At 71.8% G+C, this 15,747-nt stretch carries 16 protein-coding genes; 11 read left to right on the forward strand and 5 right to left on the reverse strand.

The window, feature by feature from the left end:
• Positions 1-177 precede the first annotated feature (177 nt).
• The 9 genes from JMV16_RS23315 to JMV16_RS23355 are packed head-to-tail and all read left to right on the forward strand — an operon-like array spanning position 178 to position 8,578.
• Positions 178-1,452 (forward strand): cyanophycinase, encoded by a 1,275-nt coding sequence (locus tag JMV16_RS23315; RefSeq protein WP_201496730.1) that lies wholly within the window; start codon positions 178-180, stop codon positions 1,450-1,452.
• 32 nt (positions 1,453-1,484) lie between these two features.
• On the forward strand, positions 1,485-2,267 hold the full coding sequence (locus tag JMV16_RS23320) for an ABC transporter substrate-binding protein (protein WP_201496731.1): 783 nt from the start codon (positions 1,485-1,487) through the stop codon (positions 2,265-2,267).
• Between the two features lie 18 nt (positions 2,268-2,285).
• The gene (locus JMV16_RS23325; protein WP_201496732.1) at positions 2,286-2,963 is read left to right on the forward strand and encodes an ABC transporter permease; all 678 of its coding nucleotides are present in this window, start codon (positions 2,286-2,288) and stop codon (positions 2,961-2,963) included.
• Positions 2,963-3,652 (forward strand): ABC transporter permease, encoded by a 690-nt coding sequence (locus tag JMV16_RS23330; RefSeq protein ID WP_201496733.1) that lies wholly within the window; start codon positions 2,963-2,965, stop codon positions 3,650-3,652. The genes JMV16_RS23325 and JMV16_RS23330 overlap by 1 nt, the downstream gene beginning before the upstream one ends.
• A gap of 25 nt (positions 3,653-3,677) precedes the next feature.
• Entirely contained in the window at positions 3,678-4,790 is a 1,113-nt protein-coding gene (locus JMV16_RS23335; protein WP_201496734.1) for a succinylglutamate desuccinylase/aspartoacylase family protein, read from the forward strand.
• Between the two features lie 14 nt (positions 4,791-4,804).
• The gene (locus tag JMV16_RS23340; RefSeq protein WP_201496735.1) at positions 4,805-5,590 is read left to right on the forward strand and encodes an ABC transporter ATP-binding protein; all 786 of its coding nucleotides are present in this window, start codon (positions 4,805-4,807) and stop codon (positions 5,588-5,590) included.
• Positions 5,590-6,699 carry a GlxA family transcriptional regulator gene (locus JMV16_RS23345; protein ID WP_201496736.1) on the forward strand — a complete coding sequence of 370 codons (1,110 nt, stop codon included), beginning with the start codon at positions 5,590-5,592 and terminating at the stop codon, positions 6,697-6,699. The genes JMV16_RS23340 and JMV16_RS23345 overlap by 1 nt, the downstream gene beginning before the upstream one ends.
• Complete coding sequence (locus JMV16_RS23350; protein WP_201496737.1) at positions 6,696-7,784, forward strand: arginine N-succinyltransferase; 1,089 nt, start codon at positions 6,696-6,698, stop codon at positions 7,782-7,784. Before JMV16_RS23345 ends, JMV16_RS23350 begins: the two co-directional genes overlap by 4 nt.
• Complete coding sequence (locus JMV16_RS23355; protein ID WP_201496738.1) at positions 7,781-8,578, forward strand: arginine N-succinyltransferase; 798 nt, start codon at positions 7,781-7,783, stop codon at positions 8,576-8,578. The genes JMV16_RS23350 and JMV16_RS23355 overlap by 4 nt, the downstream gene beginning before the upstream one ends.
• Here JMV16_RS23355 and JMV16_RS23360 read toward each other — a convergent pair.
• From JMV16_RS23360 to JMV16_RS23380, 5 genes are all read right to left on the reverse strand, one after another.
• A complete protein-coding gene (locus tag JMV16_RS23360) occupies positions 8,550-9,488 on the reverse strand; it encodes an AEC family transporter (protein WP_201496739.1) in 939 nt (312 codons plus the stop codon). The genes JMV16_RS23355 and JMV16_RS23360 overlap by 29 nt on opposite strands.
• 18 nt (positions 9,489-9,506) lie before the next feature.
• On the reverse strand, positions 9,507-10,385 hold the full coding sequence (locus JMV16_RS23365) for an AEC family transporter (protein ID WP_236580674.1): 879 nt from the start codon (positions 10,383-10,385) through the stop codon (positions 9,507-9,509).
• A 25-nt stretch (positions 10,386-10,410) separates the two neighbouring features.
• A complete protein-coding gene (gene aroQ / locus JMV16_RS23370; RefSeq protein WP_201496740.1) occupies positions 10,411-10,860 on the reverse strand; it encodes a type II 3-dehydroquinate dehydratase in 450 nt (149 codons plus the stop codon).
• Between the two features lie 29 nt (positions 10,861-10,889).
• Positions 10,890-11,711 carry a shikimate dehydrogenase gene (gene aroE, locus JMV16_RS23375; protein WP_201496741.1) on the reverse strand — a complete coding sequence of 274 codons (822 nt, stop codon included), beginning with the start codon at positions 11,709-11,711 and terminating at the stop codon, positions 10,890-10,892.
• A 171-nt stretch (positions 11,712-11,882) separates the two neighbouring features.
• The gene (locus JMV16_RS23380; protein ID WP_236580675.1) at positions 11,883-12,797 is read right to left on the reverse strand and encodes a LysR family transcriptional regulator; all 915 of its coding nucleotides are present in this window, start codon (positions 12,795-12,797) and stop codon (positions 11,883-11,885) included.
• Between the two features lie 125 nt (positions 12,798-12,922).
• Here JMV16_RS23380 and JMV16_RS23385 point away from each other — a divergent pair, with 125 nt between their 5' ends.
• Both JMV16_RS23385 and JMV16_RS23390 read left to right on the forward strand, forming a co-directional pair.
• Positions 12,923-14,083 carry an acyl-CoA dehydrogenase family protein gene (locus JMV16_RS23385; RefSeq protein WP_201496742.1) on the forward strand — a complete coding sequence of 387 codons (1,161 nt, stop codon included), beginning with the start codon at positions 12,923-12,925 and terminating at the stop codon, positions 14,081-14,083.
• Between the two features lie 10 nt (positions 14,084-14,093).
• Positions 14,094-15,677 (forward strand): acyl CoA:acetate/3-ketoacid CoA transferase, encoded by a 1,584-nt coding sequence (locus tag JMV16_RS23390; protein WP_201496743.1) that lies wholly within the window; start codon positions 14,094-14,096, stop codon positions 15,675-15,677.
• The last annotated feature ends 70 nt before the right edge of the window (positions 15,678-15,747 follow it).

Raw genomic sequence — 15,747 nt, forward strand, 5'->3', positions numbered from 1 at the left:
CTGCGCCGCGGCCGGCACGCGGCCGCGGTCGCCTGGCGGCAACTTGCTGTCGCAAAGCCGCAAGCGGGTGGCGCGCGGCGGTGACAAGATCGAAGAAGGCCGCCTGTGCCCACGCCTGCCGGCGGCTGCCGGCTCCTGCATCCGCCTGCCCATTCCGCTGCCCTTGCCCCTGCCGCCATGTTGCTGACCACCGCCGCCCGTGCCCTTCTCCTGGCCAGCGCCGCCGCCCTGCTGCCGGCGCTGGCCGGCGCGGCGGAGGATCCGGTCATCGACTCGCGTGAGCGCGGCCAGGGCTGGGCCTTCGTGATCGGCGGCGGGCTCAAGTCAGACCACGAGGCGGTGTGGAAGCGCCTGGTGGCTTTGGCCGGCGGTCCGGGCGCACGCTTCGTCGTGCTGGGCACGGCCAGCAACAACCCCCAGGCCGCGGCCGAGCAGGCCGCCGGCCAGCTGCGCCGCTATGGCGCCGTGGCCGAGACCCTGCCGGTGTCGCCGCTGCTCAAGGAGCCGGCCATCGCCCAGGCCGTGCGCGACCCCGCCCTGGTGGCGCGCGTGCGCGCGGCGCGCGGCGTCTTTCTCACCGGCGGCTCGCAGGATCGCATCGTCGACCACCTCATGCCCGGTGGCCGCGCCACGCCGCTGCTGCAGGCCATCTGGGATCTCTACCGTGGCGGCGGCGTCGTGGCCGGCACCTCGGCCGGTGCCGCCATCATGAGCACCACGATGTTCCGCGACGCGCCCGACGTGCTCAAGGTGATGAAGGGCCGCTGGAGCGAGGGCAGCGAGGTCGGTCCCGGCCTCGGCTTCGTCGGCCCCGATCTCTTCGTCGATCAGCACTTCCTCAAGCGCGGGCGGCTGGGTCGCATGCTGCCGCTGATGGCGGCCAAGGGCTACCGCATCGGCCTGGGCGTCGAGGAAGACAGCGCCGCCGCGGTGCGCGGCGACGAGGTCGAGGTGGTGGGCGGCAAGGCCCTGTTCGTGGACCTGAACGAAGCGCGCAGCGATGCCAAGCTGGGCGCCTACAACATTGCCGGCGCCCGCCTGAGCCTGCTCGATGCCGGCGACCGCATCAATGTGCGCACGCGCCTGCTCACGCCGGCCAAGGCCAAGCTCGAAGGGCAGCTGCTGGACCCGGCCGCCCCCAGCTACAAGCCCTACTACACGCGCCAGCCCTTCCATCTCGACTTCTTTGGCGACAATGTCGTCGCCGTCGCGATGGGCCTGCTCATCGACGCCCATTACGACTTTGTCGAGGGCATGGCCTTCGACCCCCTGCCCGACGTCGCCGACCCGCTGGGCACGCTGGGCTTTCGCGCCCGCCTCTACAAGGGCCCCGGCAGCCGCGGCTGGTATACCGAGGCCAGCGGCGCCGAGGACTACACCGTGCAGGATCTGCGTCTGGACCTGAGTCCGGTGCGCATGGCGCAGCCCCTGTTCCAGCCCTGGAAACCCTGAGCCCGCCTTACCTTTCATTGCCGGACCCTGCCATGCAACGACGCCTGTTCACCGCCGCCCTGGCCGCCTTCGTTTCGTTCACCGCCCTGGCCCAGGCCCCCGACTGGAAGAGCGTGCGCATCGGCGTCGAGGGTGCCTACCCGCCCTTCAGCGAGGTCGGGCCCGACGGCAAGCTCAAGGGCTTCGACATCGACATCGCGTTTGCCCTGTGTGCGCGCATGAAGGCGCAGTGCAGCCTGGTGCCGCAGGAGTGGGACGGCATGATCCCGGCGCTGCAGGTGCGCAAGTTCGACGCCATCATCGCCTCGATGGCGGCCACCGACGAGCGGCGCCGGGTGGTGGCCTTCAGCGACAAGTACTACAACACGCCGGCGCGCCTGGTGGCCAAGGCCGGCGCCGCCCTCGCCGCCACGCCCGAGGGCCTGAAAGGCAAGCGCATCGGCGTGCAACGCAGCACCATCCACGACCGCTACGTCACCGACACCTTCAAGGCCAGCGAGATCGTGCGCTACGGCAAGGCCGACGAGGTCTATCTCGACCTGGTGGCCGGCCGCATCGACCTCGCGATGGGCGACTCGGTGGCCATAGACGGCGGCCTGCTCAAGAAGCCGCAGGGCAAGGGCTTCGCCTTCTTCGGCCCCGCCTACAACGAGGTCAAGTACTTCGGCACCGGCTCGAGCATCGCGGTGCGCAAGGCCGACACCGCGCTGGCCGAACGCTTCAACACCGCCATCAAGGCCTTGCGCGCCGACGGCGGCTACAAGCAGATCCAGGACCGCTACTTCGATTTCGACGTCTACGGCGACGCGAAGTAGCGCGCCAGCGCCAGCCGCATGCTGCACGGTTACGGGCCCAGCCTGCTGCAGGGCGCAGCGCTGACGTTGGCGCTGGCCGGCGCCGCGCTGCTGCTGGCGCTGGCCCTGGGGCTGGCGGGCGCGGTGGCGCGGCTGTCGCGCTCGGCGCTGGCCAGCCGGCTGGCGCTGGCCTACACGACGCTGGTGCGCGGCGTGCCCGATCTGGTGCTGATGCTGCTGATCTTCTATGGCGGCCAGATCGCGATCAACGAGGTGGGCGACCGCCTGGGCTGGGGCTATGTCGATATCGACCCCTACCTGGCCGGCGTGCTGACCCTGGGCTTCATCTTCGGCGCCTACGTGGCCGAGGTGCTGCGCGGCGCCATCCTCTCGGTGCCGCCGGGCCAGGCCGAGGCGGCGCTGGCCCTGGGCTTCACGCGCGCCCAGGTGCTGTGGCGCATCGTCGGCCCGCAGATGCTGCGCCACGCGCTGCCGGGGCTGTCGAACAACTGGCTGGTGATGCTCAAGAGCACGGCCATCGTCTCGGTCATCGGCCTGCAGGATTTGAGCAACCGCGCCGCCCAGGCCGCCGGCAACACCGGCGCACCCTTCGTCTTCTACGGCGCGGTGGCGCTGGCCTACCTGGCCTTCACCTCGCTGTCGGAACTGGGCTTTGCCTGGCTGCGGCGGCGGCTCTCGCCGGGCCAGGCGCGTTGATGGACCTGAACGCCGTCTTCGCCGCGCTGCCGCACTACCTGGCGGGGGCGGCGCTCACGCTGCAGCTGCTGCTGGCGGCGCTGCTGCTGGGCGGGGCGGCGGCGCTGCCGCTGGCGGTGGCGCGCGGCGCGGCCTCGCCCTGGGTACACGGGCCGGTCTGGGCCTTCACCTACGCCATCCGCGGCACGCCGCTGCTGGTGCAGCTCTTCCTGCTCTACTACGGCCTGGCCCAGTTCGAGGCCGTGCGCGCCAGCGTCTTCTGGCCCTGGCTGCGCTCGCCCGCCTTCTGCGCCGTGGCGGCCTTTGCCATCAACACCTGCGCCTACACCACCGAAATCCTGCACGGCACGCTGTGCGCCGTGCCCGCCGGCGAAGTGGAAGCGGCGCGGGCGCTGGGCATGACGCCCTTCACCACGCTGAGGCGCATCGTGCTGCCGGCGGCGCTGCGGCGCGCGCTGCCGGCCTACGGCAACGAGGTGGTGCTGATGCTGCACGGCACCGCGCTGGCCAGCGTGGTGACGCTGCACGAGCTGACCGGCGCGGCGCGCGACTTCAATTCGGTGTACTACCGCCCCTTCGAGGCCTTCATCACCGCGGCTGTGTTGTACGGCCTCATCACCGCCGTCCTGGTGGCCTTGTTCCGTGGCGCCGAAAGGCGCTGGCTGCAGCCCATGCAGCGCCCGCAATGACCCTCTTGCCCATCGCCACCCCCGCATGAAGACCGTCCACCACGCCCTCGCCGAGGCCACGCCCGGCACCCGGCAATCGCTGCTGAGCCTGCACTACGGCGAGCCCGGCAGCGGGCCGCGGGTGCTGATCCTGGCCTCGCTGCACGCCGACGAGGTGCCGGGCATGCTGGTGGCCCACCACCTGCGCCGCCGCCTGGCCGAGCTCGAGGCCGCGCAGCGCCTGCGCGGCGAGATCGTGCTGGTGCCGGCCGCCAATCCCATAGGCCTGCAACAGTGGCTGGGCGGCTACCACCACGGCCGCTTCGAGCTGGCCAGCGGCGAGAACTTCAACCGTCATTACGCCGACCTCACCGAGGCCGTGGCCACCGCGGTGCAGGGCCGGCTGGGCGACGACGCCGCGGCCCATGTCGCCTGCGTGCGCGCCGCGCTGGGCGAGGCGGTGGCGGCGCTGCCGGCGGCCACGCCGCTGGAGGATTTGCGCCGCCTGCTGCTGGGCCTGGCGGCCGAGGCCGAGCTGGTGATAGACCTGCATTGCGACAGCGAGGCCGTGCTGCACCTCTACACCACCCCGGCCTGCTGGCCGGCGCTGCAGCCGCTGGCGCGCTGCCTGGGCGCCCGGGCCGTGCTGCTGGCCGAGCGCAGCGGCGGCGATCCCTTCGACGAGGCCTGCTCGATGCTGTGGCCTGCGCTGGGCCAGCGCCTGGGAATGGCGCTGCCCCAGGCCTGCCTGGCGCTGACGGTGGAGCTGCGCGGCGAGGCCGACGTCAGCCACGCCCTGGCCGCCGCCGACGCCGAGGGGCTGCTGCAGTTCCTGGCGCTGCGCGGCCTGCTCGACATCGATGCCGCCGAGCCGCCGCCGCCGCTGTGCGAGGCCACGCCGCTGGCCGGCTCGGTGCCCCTGGTGGCGCCGCACGGCGGCATCGTGGTGTTCGCGCGCCAGCCGGGTGACGTGGTACAGGCCGGCGACCTGATCGCCGAGCTGATCGACCCCTTCAGCGGCGCCACCACGCCGCTGCTGGCGCCGGTGTCCGGCCTCTTCTTCGCGCGAGACCAGCGGCGCTTCGCTCGCGCCGGCGGCCGGCTGGGCAAGGTGGCCGGCAGCCAGGCGCTGCGCCAGGGCCGGCTGCTTTCGCCCTGAATACACTCGTCCGCATGCCCACTGAAGCGGCCTCTCCCCGCGGCCTCACCGTCACCGACCTGCACCAGCACTACGGGGCCATCGAGGTGCTGCGCGGCATCTCGCTGCAGGCGCCGCCCGGCGCCGTGCTGGCCATCGTGGGCTCCAGCGGTTCGGGCAAGAGCACGCTGCTGCGCTGCCTCAACCTGCTGGAGTCGCCCAGCCGCGGCCGGCTGCAGCTGGGCGACGAGACGCTGGCGCTGCGCCCGGCCGCCGACGGCCGCCTGGTGGCGGCCGACGCGCGCCAGCTGCAGCGCTGGCGCGCCCGCCTGGCGATGGTGTTCCAGGGCTTCAACCTGTGGTCGCACCTGAGCGTGGTGCGCAACATCACCGAGGCGCCCATCCATGTGCTGGGGAGGCCGCGCGAGCAGGCTTTGCAACGCGCCCACGCGCTGCTGCAGCGCGTGGGGCTGGCCCACCGCGCCGACGCCTACCCGGCCCAGCTTTCGGGCGGCGAGCAGCAGCGCGTGGCCATCGCCCGCGCGCTGGCGATGGACCCCGAGATCCTGCTCTTCGACGAACCGACCTCGGCGCTGGACCCCGAGCGCGTGGGCGAGGTGCTGGCCGTGATGCGCGAGCTGGCGGCCGAGGGCCGCACCATGCTGGTGGTGACCCACGAGATGGGCTTTGCGCGCGAGGTCGCCAGCGAGGTGGTCTTCCTGCACCAGGGCCGCATCGAGGAGCAAGGCCCGCCGGGCCAGGTGCTGGTGGCGCCGCGCAGCCCGCGGCTGCGCCAGTTCCTCTCGGCGGGGCTCAAGTGATGCATGCCCTGCACCTCCTGCACCCCCTGCGGCCGGCGCGGGCCGCGCCGGTGCGCGTGGGCTTCGTGCTGTGGCCCGACTTCGGGCCGTTGTCGCTGGCCGGCGCGCTGGAGGCGCTGAACGCGGCCAACCAGGTGCTGGACGACGCCCTCTACGAGCCGCTGCTGCTGGCCGTGGACGCCCATGCCGTCGCCGGCGCCGGCGGCCTGCGCGTCCACACCCTGCCGCTGCGCGACGCACCGGCGCTGGAGCTGGCTTTCGTCGTCAGCGACCACACGGTCGGCGGTGCCGCCACCGCCCAGCCCGGCCCGCAGCAGGCGCAGCTGAGCAGCTGGCTCATCGCCCAGGCCGCGGCCGGCCGGGTGCTAGGCGGCATAGGCACGGGCGCGGCGCTGCTGGCCGAGGCCGGCGTGCTGCGCGGTCACCGCGCCACCGTCCATTGGCCGCACGTCACCATGCTGGCCCAGCGCCACCCGGGCGTGATCGTCTCGCAGTCGCTCTACGAGATCGACCGCCAGCGCCTGAGCTGCGGCGGCCACCAGGCCAGCCGCGACCTGCTCATCGCCTGGCTGGCCCAGCGCCACGGCCCGCGCTTCGGCCAGGAGGTGGCGGCGCGGCTGGGCCTCGCCCGCGTGCGTGCTGCCGACGAACGCCAGCGCGTGCCGCTGGCGGCCCGCCTGGCGGCCCAGGCCGGTGGCTCGGCGCGCCTGGCCGAGGCGGTGGCACTGATGGAGGCCAACCTCTCCGAGCCGCTGGCCACCGAGGAGATTGCCGGCCTGGTGGGCGTCTCGCGGCGCCAGCTCGAGCGCCTGTTCAAGCAGCACATGGGCGAGCTGCCGTCGCGCTGGTACTTGTCGCTGCGCCTGCAGCGCGCGCAGCGCCTGCTGCGCCAGACGCCGCAATCGGTGATGCAGGTGGGCCTGGCCTGCGGCTTTGCCAGCGGCTCGCACTTCAGCAACGCCTACCGCGCCTTTTTCGGCCACACGCCGCGCGACGAGCGCAGCCGCCGCGCCCTGCCCGGTGCGGCGCCGCAGGCGCGGCAGGCCGTGGCACCCGCCATGCGCGACGGGGCCGAGGCGACGGCCGGCCCGCGCCAAGCGCCGCCATGAACGGGGCGGCAAATCCCCCGGTGTCGGCGCGCTACTTGCTGCGCCCGGCCCATCCGCGCGACCTGTCCGGCCTGCAGCGCCTGGCCACCCAGCGCGCCATCGGCATCAGCTCGCTGCCGCTGGCGCGCGATGCCTTGCAAGAGCGCATCGAGCGCTCGGCCAAGTCCTTCGCCAGCGACGACGCGCCCAGCGGCGACGAGACCTATCTTTTCGTGCTGGAAGACCGCGGTGCCAGCGGCGAGCTGATCGGCACGGCCGGCATCGCCGCCGCGGCCGGCTTCCACGACCGCTTCTACGCCTACCGCAACGAGTTCGTGGTCCAGGCCAGCCCGGCGCTGGGTGCGCGCAACCGCATCCACACGCTGCACCTGTGCCACGACCTCACGGGCGTGACCCTGCTCACCGGCTTCCACATCCAGGCCACGCATGCGCACACGCTGGCGCCGCAGCTGCTGTCGCGCGGGCGGCTGATGTTCATTGCCGCCCACCCCGAGCGCTTTTCCGACCGCATCGCGGCCGAGAACCCCGGCATCGCCGACGACCAGGGCCGCTGCCCCTTCTGGGACGCCGTCGGCCGGCGCTTCTTCGGCATGGACCACGCCGCGGCCGAGGCGCTGGCCGGTGGTCGCACGCACAAGAACTGGATCGCCGAGCTGTTGCCGCAGTCGCCCATCTACGTGCCGCTGCTGCCCGAGGAGTCGCAGTGGTCGCTGGGCCAGCTGCACCCGGTGGGCGAACTGCCCTTCGGCATCCTGATGGACGAGGGCTTCGACGGCGACAACTACGTCAACGTCTTCGACGGCGGCCCCACGGCCGACAGCCGCGTGGCCCTGCTCAAGACCGTGGCGCGGCGGCGTCGCCTGCGCGCCACGTTGCGGCCGGATGCGGCGCCGGCCGCGGGACCGGGCTGGCAGATCGTGGCCCGTCCCGGGTGCGACGACTTCCGCGCCACCCTGCTGCCGCGCGGCGCCGGCCGCGGCCTGGCGCTGGCTGACGACGAGGCGCTGGCCCTGGGCGTGGCGGCTGGCGACTGGCTGGATGCCGCGGCGCTGGATGCCGTCGCCGGCATGGACGAGCCGGCATGACGGCACGAATGGACGTGCGCGAAATGGGCGCCAGCGACCTGGCGGCGGTACAGGCCTGGCTGGCCCCCGGCATGGACCGCGAGCTGCCCGCAAGCGATGCCGCCGAGCGCTGGCTGCTGGCGACGCGGGCCGACCGACCGCTGGCCTGCCTGCGGCTGCGCCGCGCCATCGGCCTGGACAGTCCGCGCCACTGGTACCACGTCGGCTGCGTCGTCCATGCCGCCGCAGAACTGGGGCTGGTACATCGCCTGCACACGCTGCAACTGGGCAACGATCTCACCGGCGCCAGCGAGATCGCCGACGTGGCCTGGGACCGCGCCGCGCTCGACCTGGCGGCCGGCGCGCAGGCCCTGGCGCAGCTGCTCGCGGCGGCGCTGCAGGAGGTAGCGGCGCGGCGCGACGCACACGCGCCACGGCTCATCGTCGAACTGCCGGGCCTTCGCGACGCCGACGGCCGCTCGCCCTTCTGGCAGGGCCTGGGCCGCCACTTCTACGACGGCGACCCGGTTGCCGCGGCGCTGCGCTTCGGCCCCGCCTGGCGCGGCCATGTGGCTGCGCTGCTGCCGCGCCAGCCGATCTATACCGATTTCCTGTGCCCCGCCGCGCAGGCCGCCGTGGCCCAGGTGGACCCGGCGGCGCGCGTGCTGCTGGATCTGCTGTGGCAGGCCGGCCTGCGCTACGCCCACCACGTCTGCATCGACGACGGCGGCCCGGTCTTCGAATGCGCCACCGACCTCGTCGTCGCGCCCGGCGCCGGCCGTGCTGCTAGCGTTCCAGCCAGAGCAGCCCGCTGAGCGTGAAGAAGGAGGCCAGCGTGGTGACGAGCAGGGCCGCGGCGGCGAGGTCTTCCTTGCCATAGGCCTGGGCCAGGATGGGGTAGATGCTCATCATGGGCATCGCGGCGATCACCAGCGCGGCGGTGCGCAGTGAAGGGTCGAGCGCCGGCCCGCCCAGCAGCGGCAGCGCCAGGCCCAGGCCCCCCATGAGCAGCGGGTGGGCCAGCAGCTTGCCCGCCGCGATGGGCGCCACCTTCAGGCCCATGCGGCGCATCGGCAGGCCCACCAGGGTGCCGCCGATGACGAAGAGCGAGAGCGCGCCGCTGGTCACCGCGAACAGGTCGACCGTGCGCGTCAGCGGCCCCGGCGGCGTGAGGCCGCTGAGCGAGACCGCGATCCCGAGCGCCAGGCCGATGATCATCGGGTTGCGCGCCAGGCGCTGCAGCGACTGGCGCAGCACCTGCCAGCCGCTGCCGCCGCCGCGCCCGCTCTCGGCCAGGGCCAGCAGCAGCGGGATCACGATCACGTTCTCGATCAGCATGTTCAGCGCCAGCGCCACGCCGGCCACCTGGGGCAGGATGAGCAGCAGGATGGGGTAGCCGACGTAGGCGCTGTTGGGGCAGCTGATGCCCATCGCGACCACGGCGGCCGTGCCCGGCGCGAGGCCGCGACGGCGGCACCAGGCCCAGCCGGCGGCGATGAGCGGCAGCGTCGCACCCAGGTAGACCAGGGCATAGGCCGGGTTCAGCACTTCGGCGATGGGCCGCCGCGACAGCGCGTTGAACAGCATCGCCGGCAGCGCGATGTTGACGATGAACCTGCCCAGCACGCGCAGTTCGGCCTTGGCAAAGAGGCCGGCGCGCGTGGCGGCATAGCCGGTGGCGATGACGAGGTAGACGGGGCCGGTGATGGCCAGGATGTCGAGCACTAGAGGCGCTGCCCTCGCTCAGAGCCGCAGCGCCAGCGCCAGCGGGATGAAGAGGATCGCCGCCACATTGCCCATCATCACGATGGAGGCCACCTTGTCGGGCTCCTGCCGGTACTGCTCGGCGAAGATGAAGCTCGACACCGCGGGCGGCAGCGCGCCGAAGACGAAGAGGATGTCGGCCGTGTGGCGGTCCAGCCCCGCCGCTGCGGCAAAGGCCCAGGCCGCCGCCATGCCGGTGAGCGGCGTCACCACCGCGCCGGCCAGGCCGATGCGCCAGGCCGAGAGCCGCGCCGACGCAAGCCGCACGCCGAGGGCGAAGATCATCAGGCCGATCGAGATGTCACCCAGCAGCTTGAAGGCGGCCATCAGCGGCGGCCACACGGCCACACCGGCCAGGCTGCACACCAGGCCCGCCGCCGCGGCCGCGAGCAGGGGCTCGCGCCAGAGCGTCGCGGGCCGCAGGCGGCCGCTCAGCAGCCAGGGGCCGACCGTGAACTGCGCCACCGTCACCACCAGCATCAGCACCACGGCCGAGCCCAGCACCGAGGGCCCAAAGGTAAACAGCAGCAGCGGCAGTCCCATGTTGCCGACGTTGTTGAACATAGCGGGCGGCACCAGGGTGCGCGGGTCATGGCCCAGCAGCAGCGCCACGGGCCAGGTGAGCAGGCCCGAGACCACCACCACCACCACCGCGCCCAGCGCGATGGCGAGGTTGTCGCGCAGCTCGAAGCTGCGCCCGGCCAGCGCCATGAAGATCAGCGCCGGCAGGAAGACCTGCATGTTGAGGCGGTTGACCAGCGCCATCTCGGGGCGCTGGCGGCGGCCGACGGCAAAGCCCACCATCACCACCAGGAAGATGGGGAAGACGATGGTGACGATGCGCGCCAGCAGGCTCATGGTTCGGCCGCCTTGGCTGCGCTGCTCAGGCCGCGCGTGCCTGCTGCACCGCCGACACCGCGGCGCGCAGCGCCAGCGTGTAGCTGTCGACGCCGAAGCCGCAGATCTGGCCGCGCACGATCTCGGCAAAGACCGAGTGGTGACGGAAGGCCTCGCGGGCATGGATGTTGGACATGTGCAGCTCGACGATGGGGCAGGTGAGGATGGCCAGCGCGTCGCGGATGCCGTAGCTGTAGTGCGTCCAGGCGCCGGCATTGATGAGCACCGCGTCCTGGCCCTCGGCATAGGCCTGGTGGATGCGCTCGCACATCGCGCCCTCGGCATTGGTCTGGAAGCTCTCGACCTCGGCGCCCAGCTCGCGGCCCAGGGCCTGCAGCGTGCCGTCGATCTCGGCCAGCGTGAGGGTGCCGTACTGCCTGGGGTCGCGCTGGCCGAACATGTTGTGGTTGATGCCGTGCAGCATGAGGATCTTCATGGGGGTCTCCTTGTTGGTCGTTGCGGTTCTCAGACCAGGGGCACGGTCATGCGCCTGATCACCGGGCCGGTCTCGGGGCGCACGCCGCGCCACCAGGCAAAGCCCTCGGCGGCCTGTTCGATGAGCATGCCCACGCCGTCGGCCAGGTGGCTGACGCCGGCGTTCTGCGCCAGGCGCAGAAAGGGCGTGAGCCCCTTGCCATAGGCCAGCTCGTAGGCCAGGCCCTCGGGCGAGAAGGCGGTGGCCGGCACCGGCGGCAGCTCGCCGCGCAGGCTGGCCGAGGTGGCGTTGACGACGAGGTCGAAGCGCTGGCGCCCGATCTCGGCGTAGGAGATGCCGCGCACGCCGTGGCTGGCGGCATAGGGACGGGCCAGGGCCTCGGCCTTCTCGGGGTGGCGGTTGGCAATCACCAGTTCGGCCGGGCCCTGCTCCAGCAAAGGCCGCAGCGCACCCCGCGCCGCACCGCCCGCGCCCAGCATCAGCACGCGGCAGCCTGACAAGGCCATGCCGAGGTTGCGCTGCAGATCATTGACGAGACCGATGCCGTCGAAGTTGTCGGCGGCTATGCGCCCGCCCTCGAACTTGAGCGTGTTCACCGCGCCGGCCTGGCGTGCCCGCTCGCTCAGCGTGTCGGCCATCTCGTAGGCCTGCAGCTTGAAGGGTGCGGTGACGTTCATGCCGCGCCCGCCGGCGGCGATGAAGGCGCGCACCGCGTCGGCAAAGCCTTCGAGCGGGCCCTCGATGGCCTCGTAGACCATGTCCTGGCCGTGGGTGGCCGCGAACTGGCCGTGGATCAGCGGCGATTTGCTCTGCGCGATGGGGTTGCCGATGACGGCATAGCGGTCGGTCATGGGAGTGCGGGCACATCGAATGCCGGCCGGCGGCGAAGGGCGCACGATAGGCAGCACAAGTCCTGCTGTCCATGCAATGGTTCAAATACATCGCATTGCCTGACGCAATGATCGGCGGCAGGCTTCGTGCGCCTTGCCACGGCACGGCGGCCTGGCAACTTGGCGGCCGGCCTATTGCCTCAAGGCAAACGGCCCGCTGGCCAGCTGCTCCTGCAGAAAGCGCACGCAGACGCGCACCTTGGCCGAATGGCTCAGGCGCACCGTGCTGGCGGCCCAGATGTCGGCCGGCTGCGAGCAGTCGGGCAGCACGCGCAGCAGGCGGCCGGCGGCCAGGTCGGCGCTCACGTCCCAGCGCGCCTGCAGCAGGATGCCGTGGCCGTCGTTGCCCCAGCCGCGCACGATCTCGGAGTTGTTGGACGACAGCCGCCCGGTGACCTTGACCTTCTCGACGCCGTGCGGGCCGGTGAGACGCCAGACGCCGAAAGCCTGGTTGCGGTCGCGCAGCACCAGGCAGTCGTGGCGGCTCAGTTCGGCGATGTTCGCCGGCATGCCGCGCCTGTCGACGTAGCCGGGGGCGGCGCAGAGCACACGCGTGCTGTCGGCGATGCGGTGGGCCACCAGATGGGGCTCGTCGACATCGCCGATGCGCACGTCGAGGTCGACGTTCTCGGCGATCAGGTCGACGCGGCGGTCCACCGCGTCCAGCGTGATCTCCAGCGCCGGGTATTGCTGGGCCAGCAGCGAGAGGATGGGGCCCAGGTGCTTGCGGCCGAGGCGGAAGCTGGTGGTCACGCGCAGCGTGCCGCGGGGGTCGAGCCGGCCGCCGGCGACGGTCTCGCCCATCTCGGCCACGCCCTGGAAGATCTGCTGCGCCGAGGCATAGACGCGCTCGCCCTCGTCGGTGACGGTGACGCGCCGCGCCGCGCGGTGGAACAGCGTCACGCCCAGTGCTTTCTCCAGCACCGCGATGCGCTTGCTGACATAGGCCGGCGACATGCCCAGCTCGGTGGCTGCCGCGGCAAAACCCGCCTTGCGGGCCGCGATGCAGAACACCTGCAGGTCATCGAGCTGGAATTTGACGCTCACGATTCGTAAATCATAAGGTCACAGTGAGGCCGTTGTCCGCACTGTTCGTTGTTCATAGAGTCTCGCCACACCGTACAGGCCGGCCACGACCGGCCACCCTCAGACCCCCGCTGGAGACAAGACCGATGGACTTTGCCCTCAACGACGAGCAGAAGATGACGATCGACACCGTCCGTCGCTTCATCAAGGAAGAACTCAAGCCGCTGGAAGACGAGGTCGAGGACAGTGGGCAGCTCGACCCCGCCAAGGCGCGCGCCGTGTTCGCCAAGGCGGCTGCGCTGGGCCTTTATGCGCTCAACATCCCGGCCGACCTGGGCGGCGGTGGCCTCAGTACGGTGGACCGCATCCTGTGCGAAGAACAGTTCGGCCACACCAGCGACATCCTGATCCGCCGCGCCTTTGGCAACGTCTACGAGCCGCTGCTGGTGTGCAAGGGCGGGCAGGTGGAGCGCTGGCTTGCGCCCACGGTGCGCGGCGAGCGCACCTGCTCCATCGCCATCACCGAGGCCGGCGCGGGCTCGGACGCCCAGGGCATCAAGACCCACGCGAAGAAGACGGATGCCGGCTGGGTGCTCAATGGCAGCAAGCACTTCATCAGCGACGGCGAATGGAGCGACTTCTTCCTCGTCTCGGCCAAGACCGGGGAGAAGGCGATTTCGATGTTCATGGTCGACAAGAGCCTGCCCGGGGTCACCGTGGGCAAGGACCAGAAGATGATGGGCCTGCGCGGCACGCCCCACGTCGAGCTGTTTTTCGACAACGTGGCGCTGGAGCCGCTGGCGCTGCTGGGCGACGAAGGCCAGGGCTTCAAGCTGGCGATGGGGGCGCTCAACGTCGTGCGCCTGGCGCAGGTGGGCGCGCGAGCCGTCGGCAAGGCCAGCCATGTGCTGGAGCTGATGACCGAGTACGCCGGCGAGCGCAAGCAGTTCGGCAGCCGCATCGGCGACTTCCAGATGGTGCAGCAGATGCTGGCCGACAGCGTCATCGAGATCAATGCCGCGCGCCTGATGGTGCTGCACGCGGCCTGGATGATCGACGCCGGGCTGGACGCCCGCGACTGGATTGCGATGGTCAAGGTGCAGGCAGCCGAAACACTGGGGCGCGTGGTCGACCGCGGCGTGCAGATCTTCGGCGGCATGGGCTTTTGCAAGGAGCTGCCCATCGAGCGCTACTACCGGGATGCCCGGGTCTATCGCATCTTCGACGGCACCTCCGAGATCCACCGCACGGTGATCGCCAAGAGCGCGCTCAGGCGCGGCGCGGCGCTCTTTGACCTGCACCGCTGAGGGCTGGGCGATGAAGTCCAAATTCGTCTCGGCCGACGCAGCGGCGGCATTGATACGCGACGGCGACACCGTGGCCCTGATGGGCGGCGGCGGCGGCCTGATGGAGGCCACCTGCTTGTTCCAGGCCGTGGAGCGGCGCTTCCAGGCCACCGAGCATCCGCGCCACCTGACGGTGGTGCATGCCCTGGGCATTGGCGACAAGGGCGAGCGCGGCTTGAACTGCTTTGCCCACGAAGGCCTGGTGCGCAAGGTCATCGGCGGGCACTGGGTGTGGTCGCCGCGCATGCAGCAGCTGGCGCGCGACGAGAAGATCGCCGCCTACATCCTGCCCGGCGGCGTGTCTTCGCAGCTGCTGCGCGAGATCGGCGGCGGCCGTCCCGGCCTCATCACGCATGTGGGCCTGGGCACGGTGTGCGACCCGCGCCACGGCGGCGGGCGCATGAACGCCAGCGCCACCGAAGACCTGGCCGAGGTGATGACGCTGGATGGCCGTGAGTACCTGCGCTACAAGCCCTATGCCGTGAACGTGGCCCTGGTGCGGGCCTCGGCGGCCGACGAGGACGGCAACATCAGCTTCGAGCACGAGGCCGCCAACCTGGACGCCACGGCCATCGCGCTGGCGGCGCGCGCCAGCGGCGGCAAGGTCATCGTGCAGGTGCGCGAACGCCGGCCGCGCGGCGCGCTCAAGGCGCGCGAGGTGCGCATTCCGGCGGCCTGGGTGGACGCCGTCGTCGTCGATGAGCAGCAGCGCACCAGCTACGACATCCCCTTCGATGCTGCGCTGTCGGGCGAACTCACCGGCATGGCGCGGGCGGAGGCCGATGCCCATGCGGCCAGGCAGCCCGAAGAGCCCTTCAGCGAGCGCCAGGCCGTGGCGCGGCGCGCCGCCTGCGAGCTGGTCGAAGGCGCGGTGGTCAACTACGGCGTGGGCGTGCCCGACGCGGTGGCCAAGCTGGTGGCGCGGCGCGGCGAACTGGACCGCATCTACCAGACCATCGAGCACGGCACCTATGGCGGCAGCCTGCTCGACGGCGTGCTCTTCGGCTACGCCCGCAATGCCAGCGCGATGCTGGACGCGCCGACGCAGTTCGACTTCTATGCCGCCGGCGGCCTGGACATCGCGATGCTGGGCTTCGGCGAATTCGACGCCGAGGGCAATGTCAATGTCTCGCGCCTCGGCGGGCTCACGGTGGGCCCGGGCGGCTTCATCGACATCGCCCAGAACGCGCGCAAGGTCGTGTTCTGCGGCACCTTTGCCGCCAAGGGCCTGAAGCTGGCCACCGGCGACGGCCGCCTCCGCGTTCTGCAGCAGGGCAGCGTGCGCAAGGCCGTGCGCCAGGTCGAGCAGATCACCTTCAGCGGGCCCCAGGCCTTGCGGCGCGGCCAGCAGGTGCTCTTCTTCACCGAACGGGCCAACTTCCGCCTTACGCCGGCCGGCGTGGAGCTGTTCGAGATCGCTCCCGGCGTAGCCCTGCAGCGCGACGTGCTGGACCAGATGGATTTCACGCCCCTGCTGGCGGCCGAGATCGCGGTGATGCCGGCCTCGCACTTCCGCACCGAGGACGATGGCCTCGGCGCGCTGTCCACGAGGTAGCGGCGCCAGCCCCATCGCCCTTGCCCACGCGGGTGCCGCCGCGCCCGGTCTCGATGGCTCGTCCCGCCAT

The sequence above is a fragment of the Rubrivivax sp. A210 genome (genome assembly GCF_904426505.1).
GTDB lineage: Bacteria > Pseudomonadota > Gammaproteobacteria > Burkholderiales > Burkholderiaceae_C > Rubrivivax.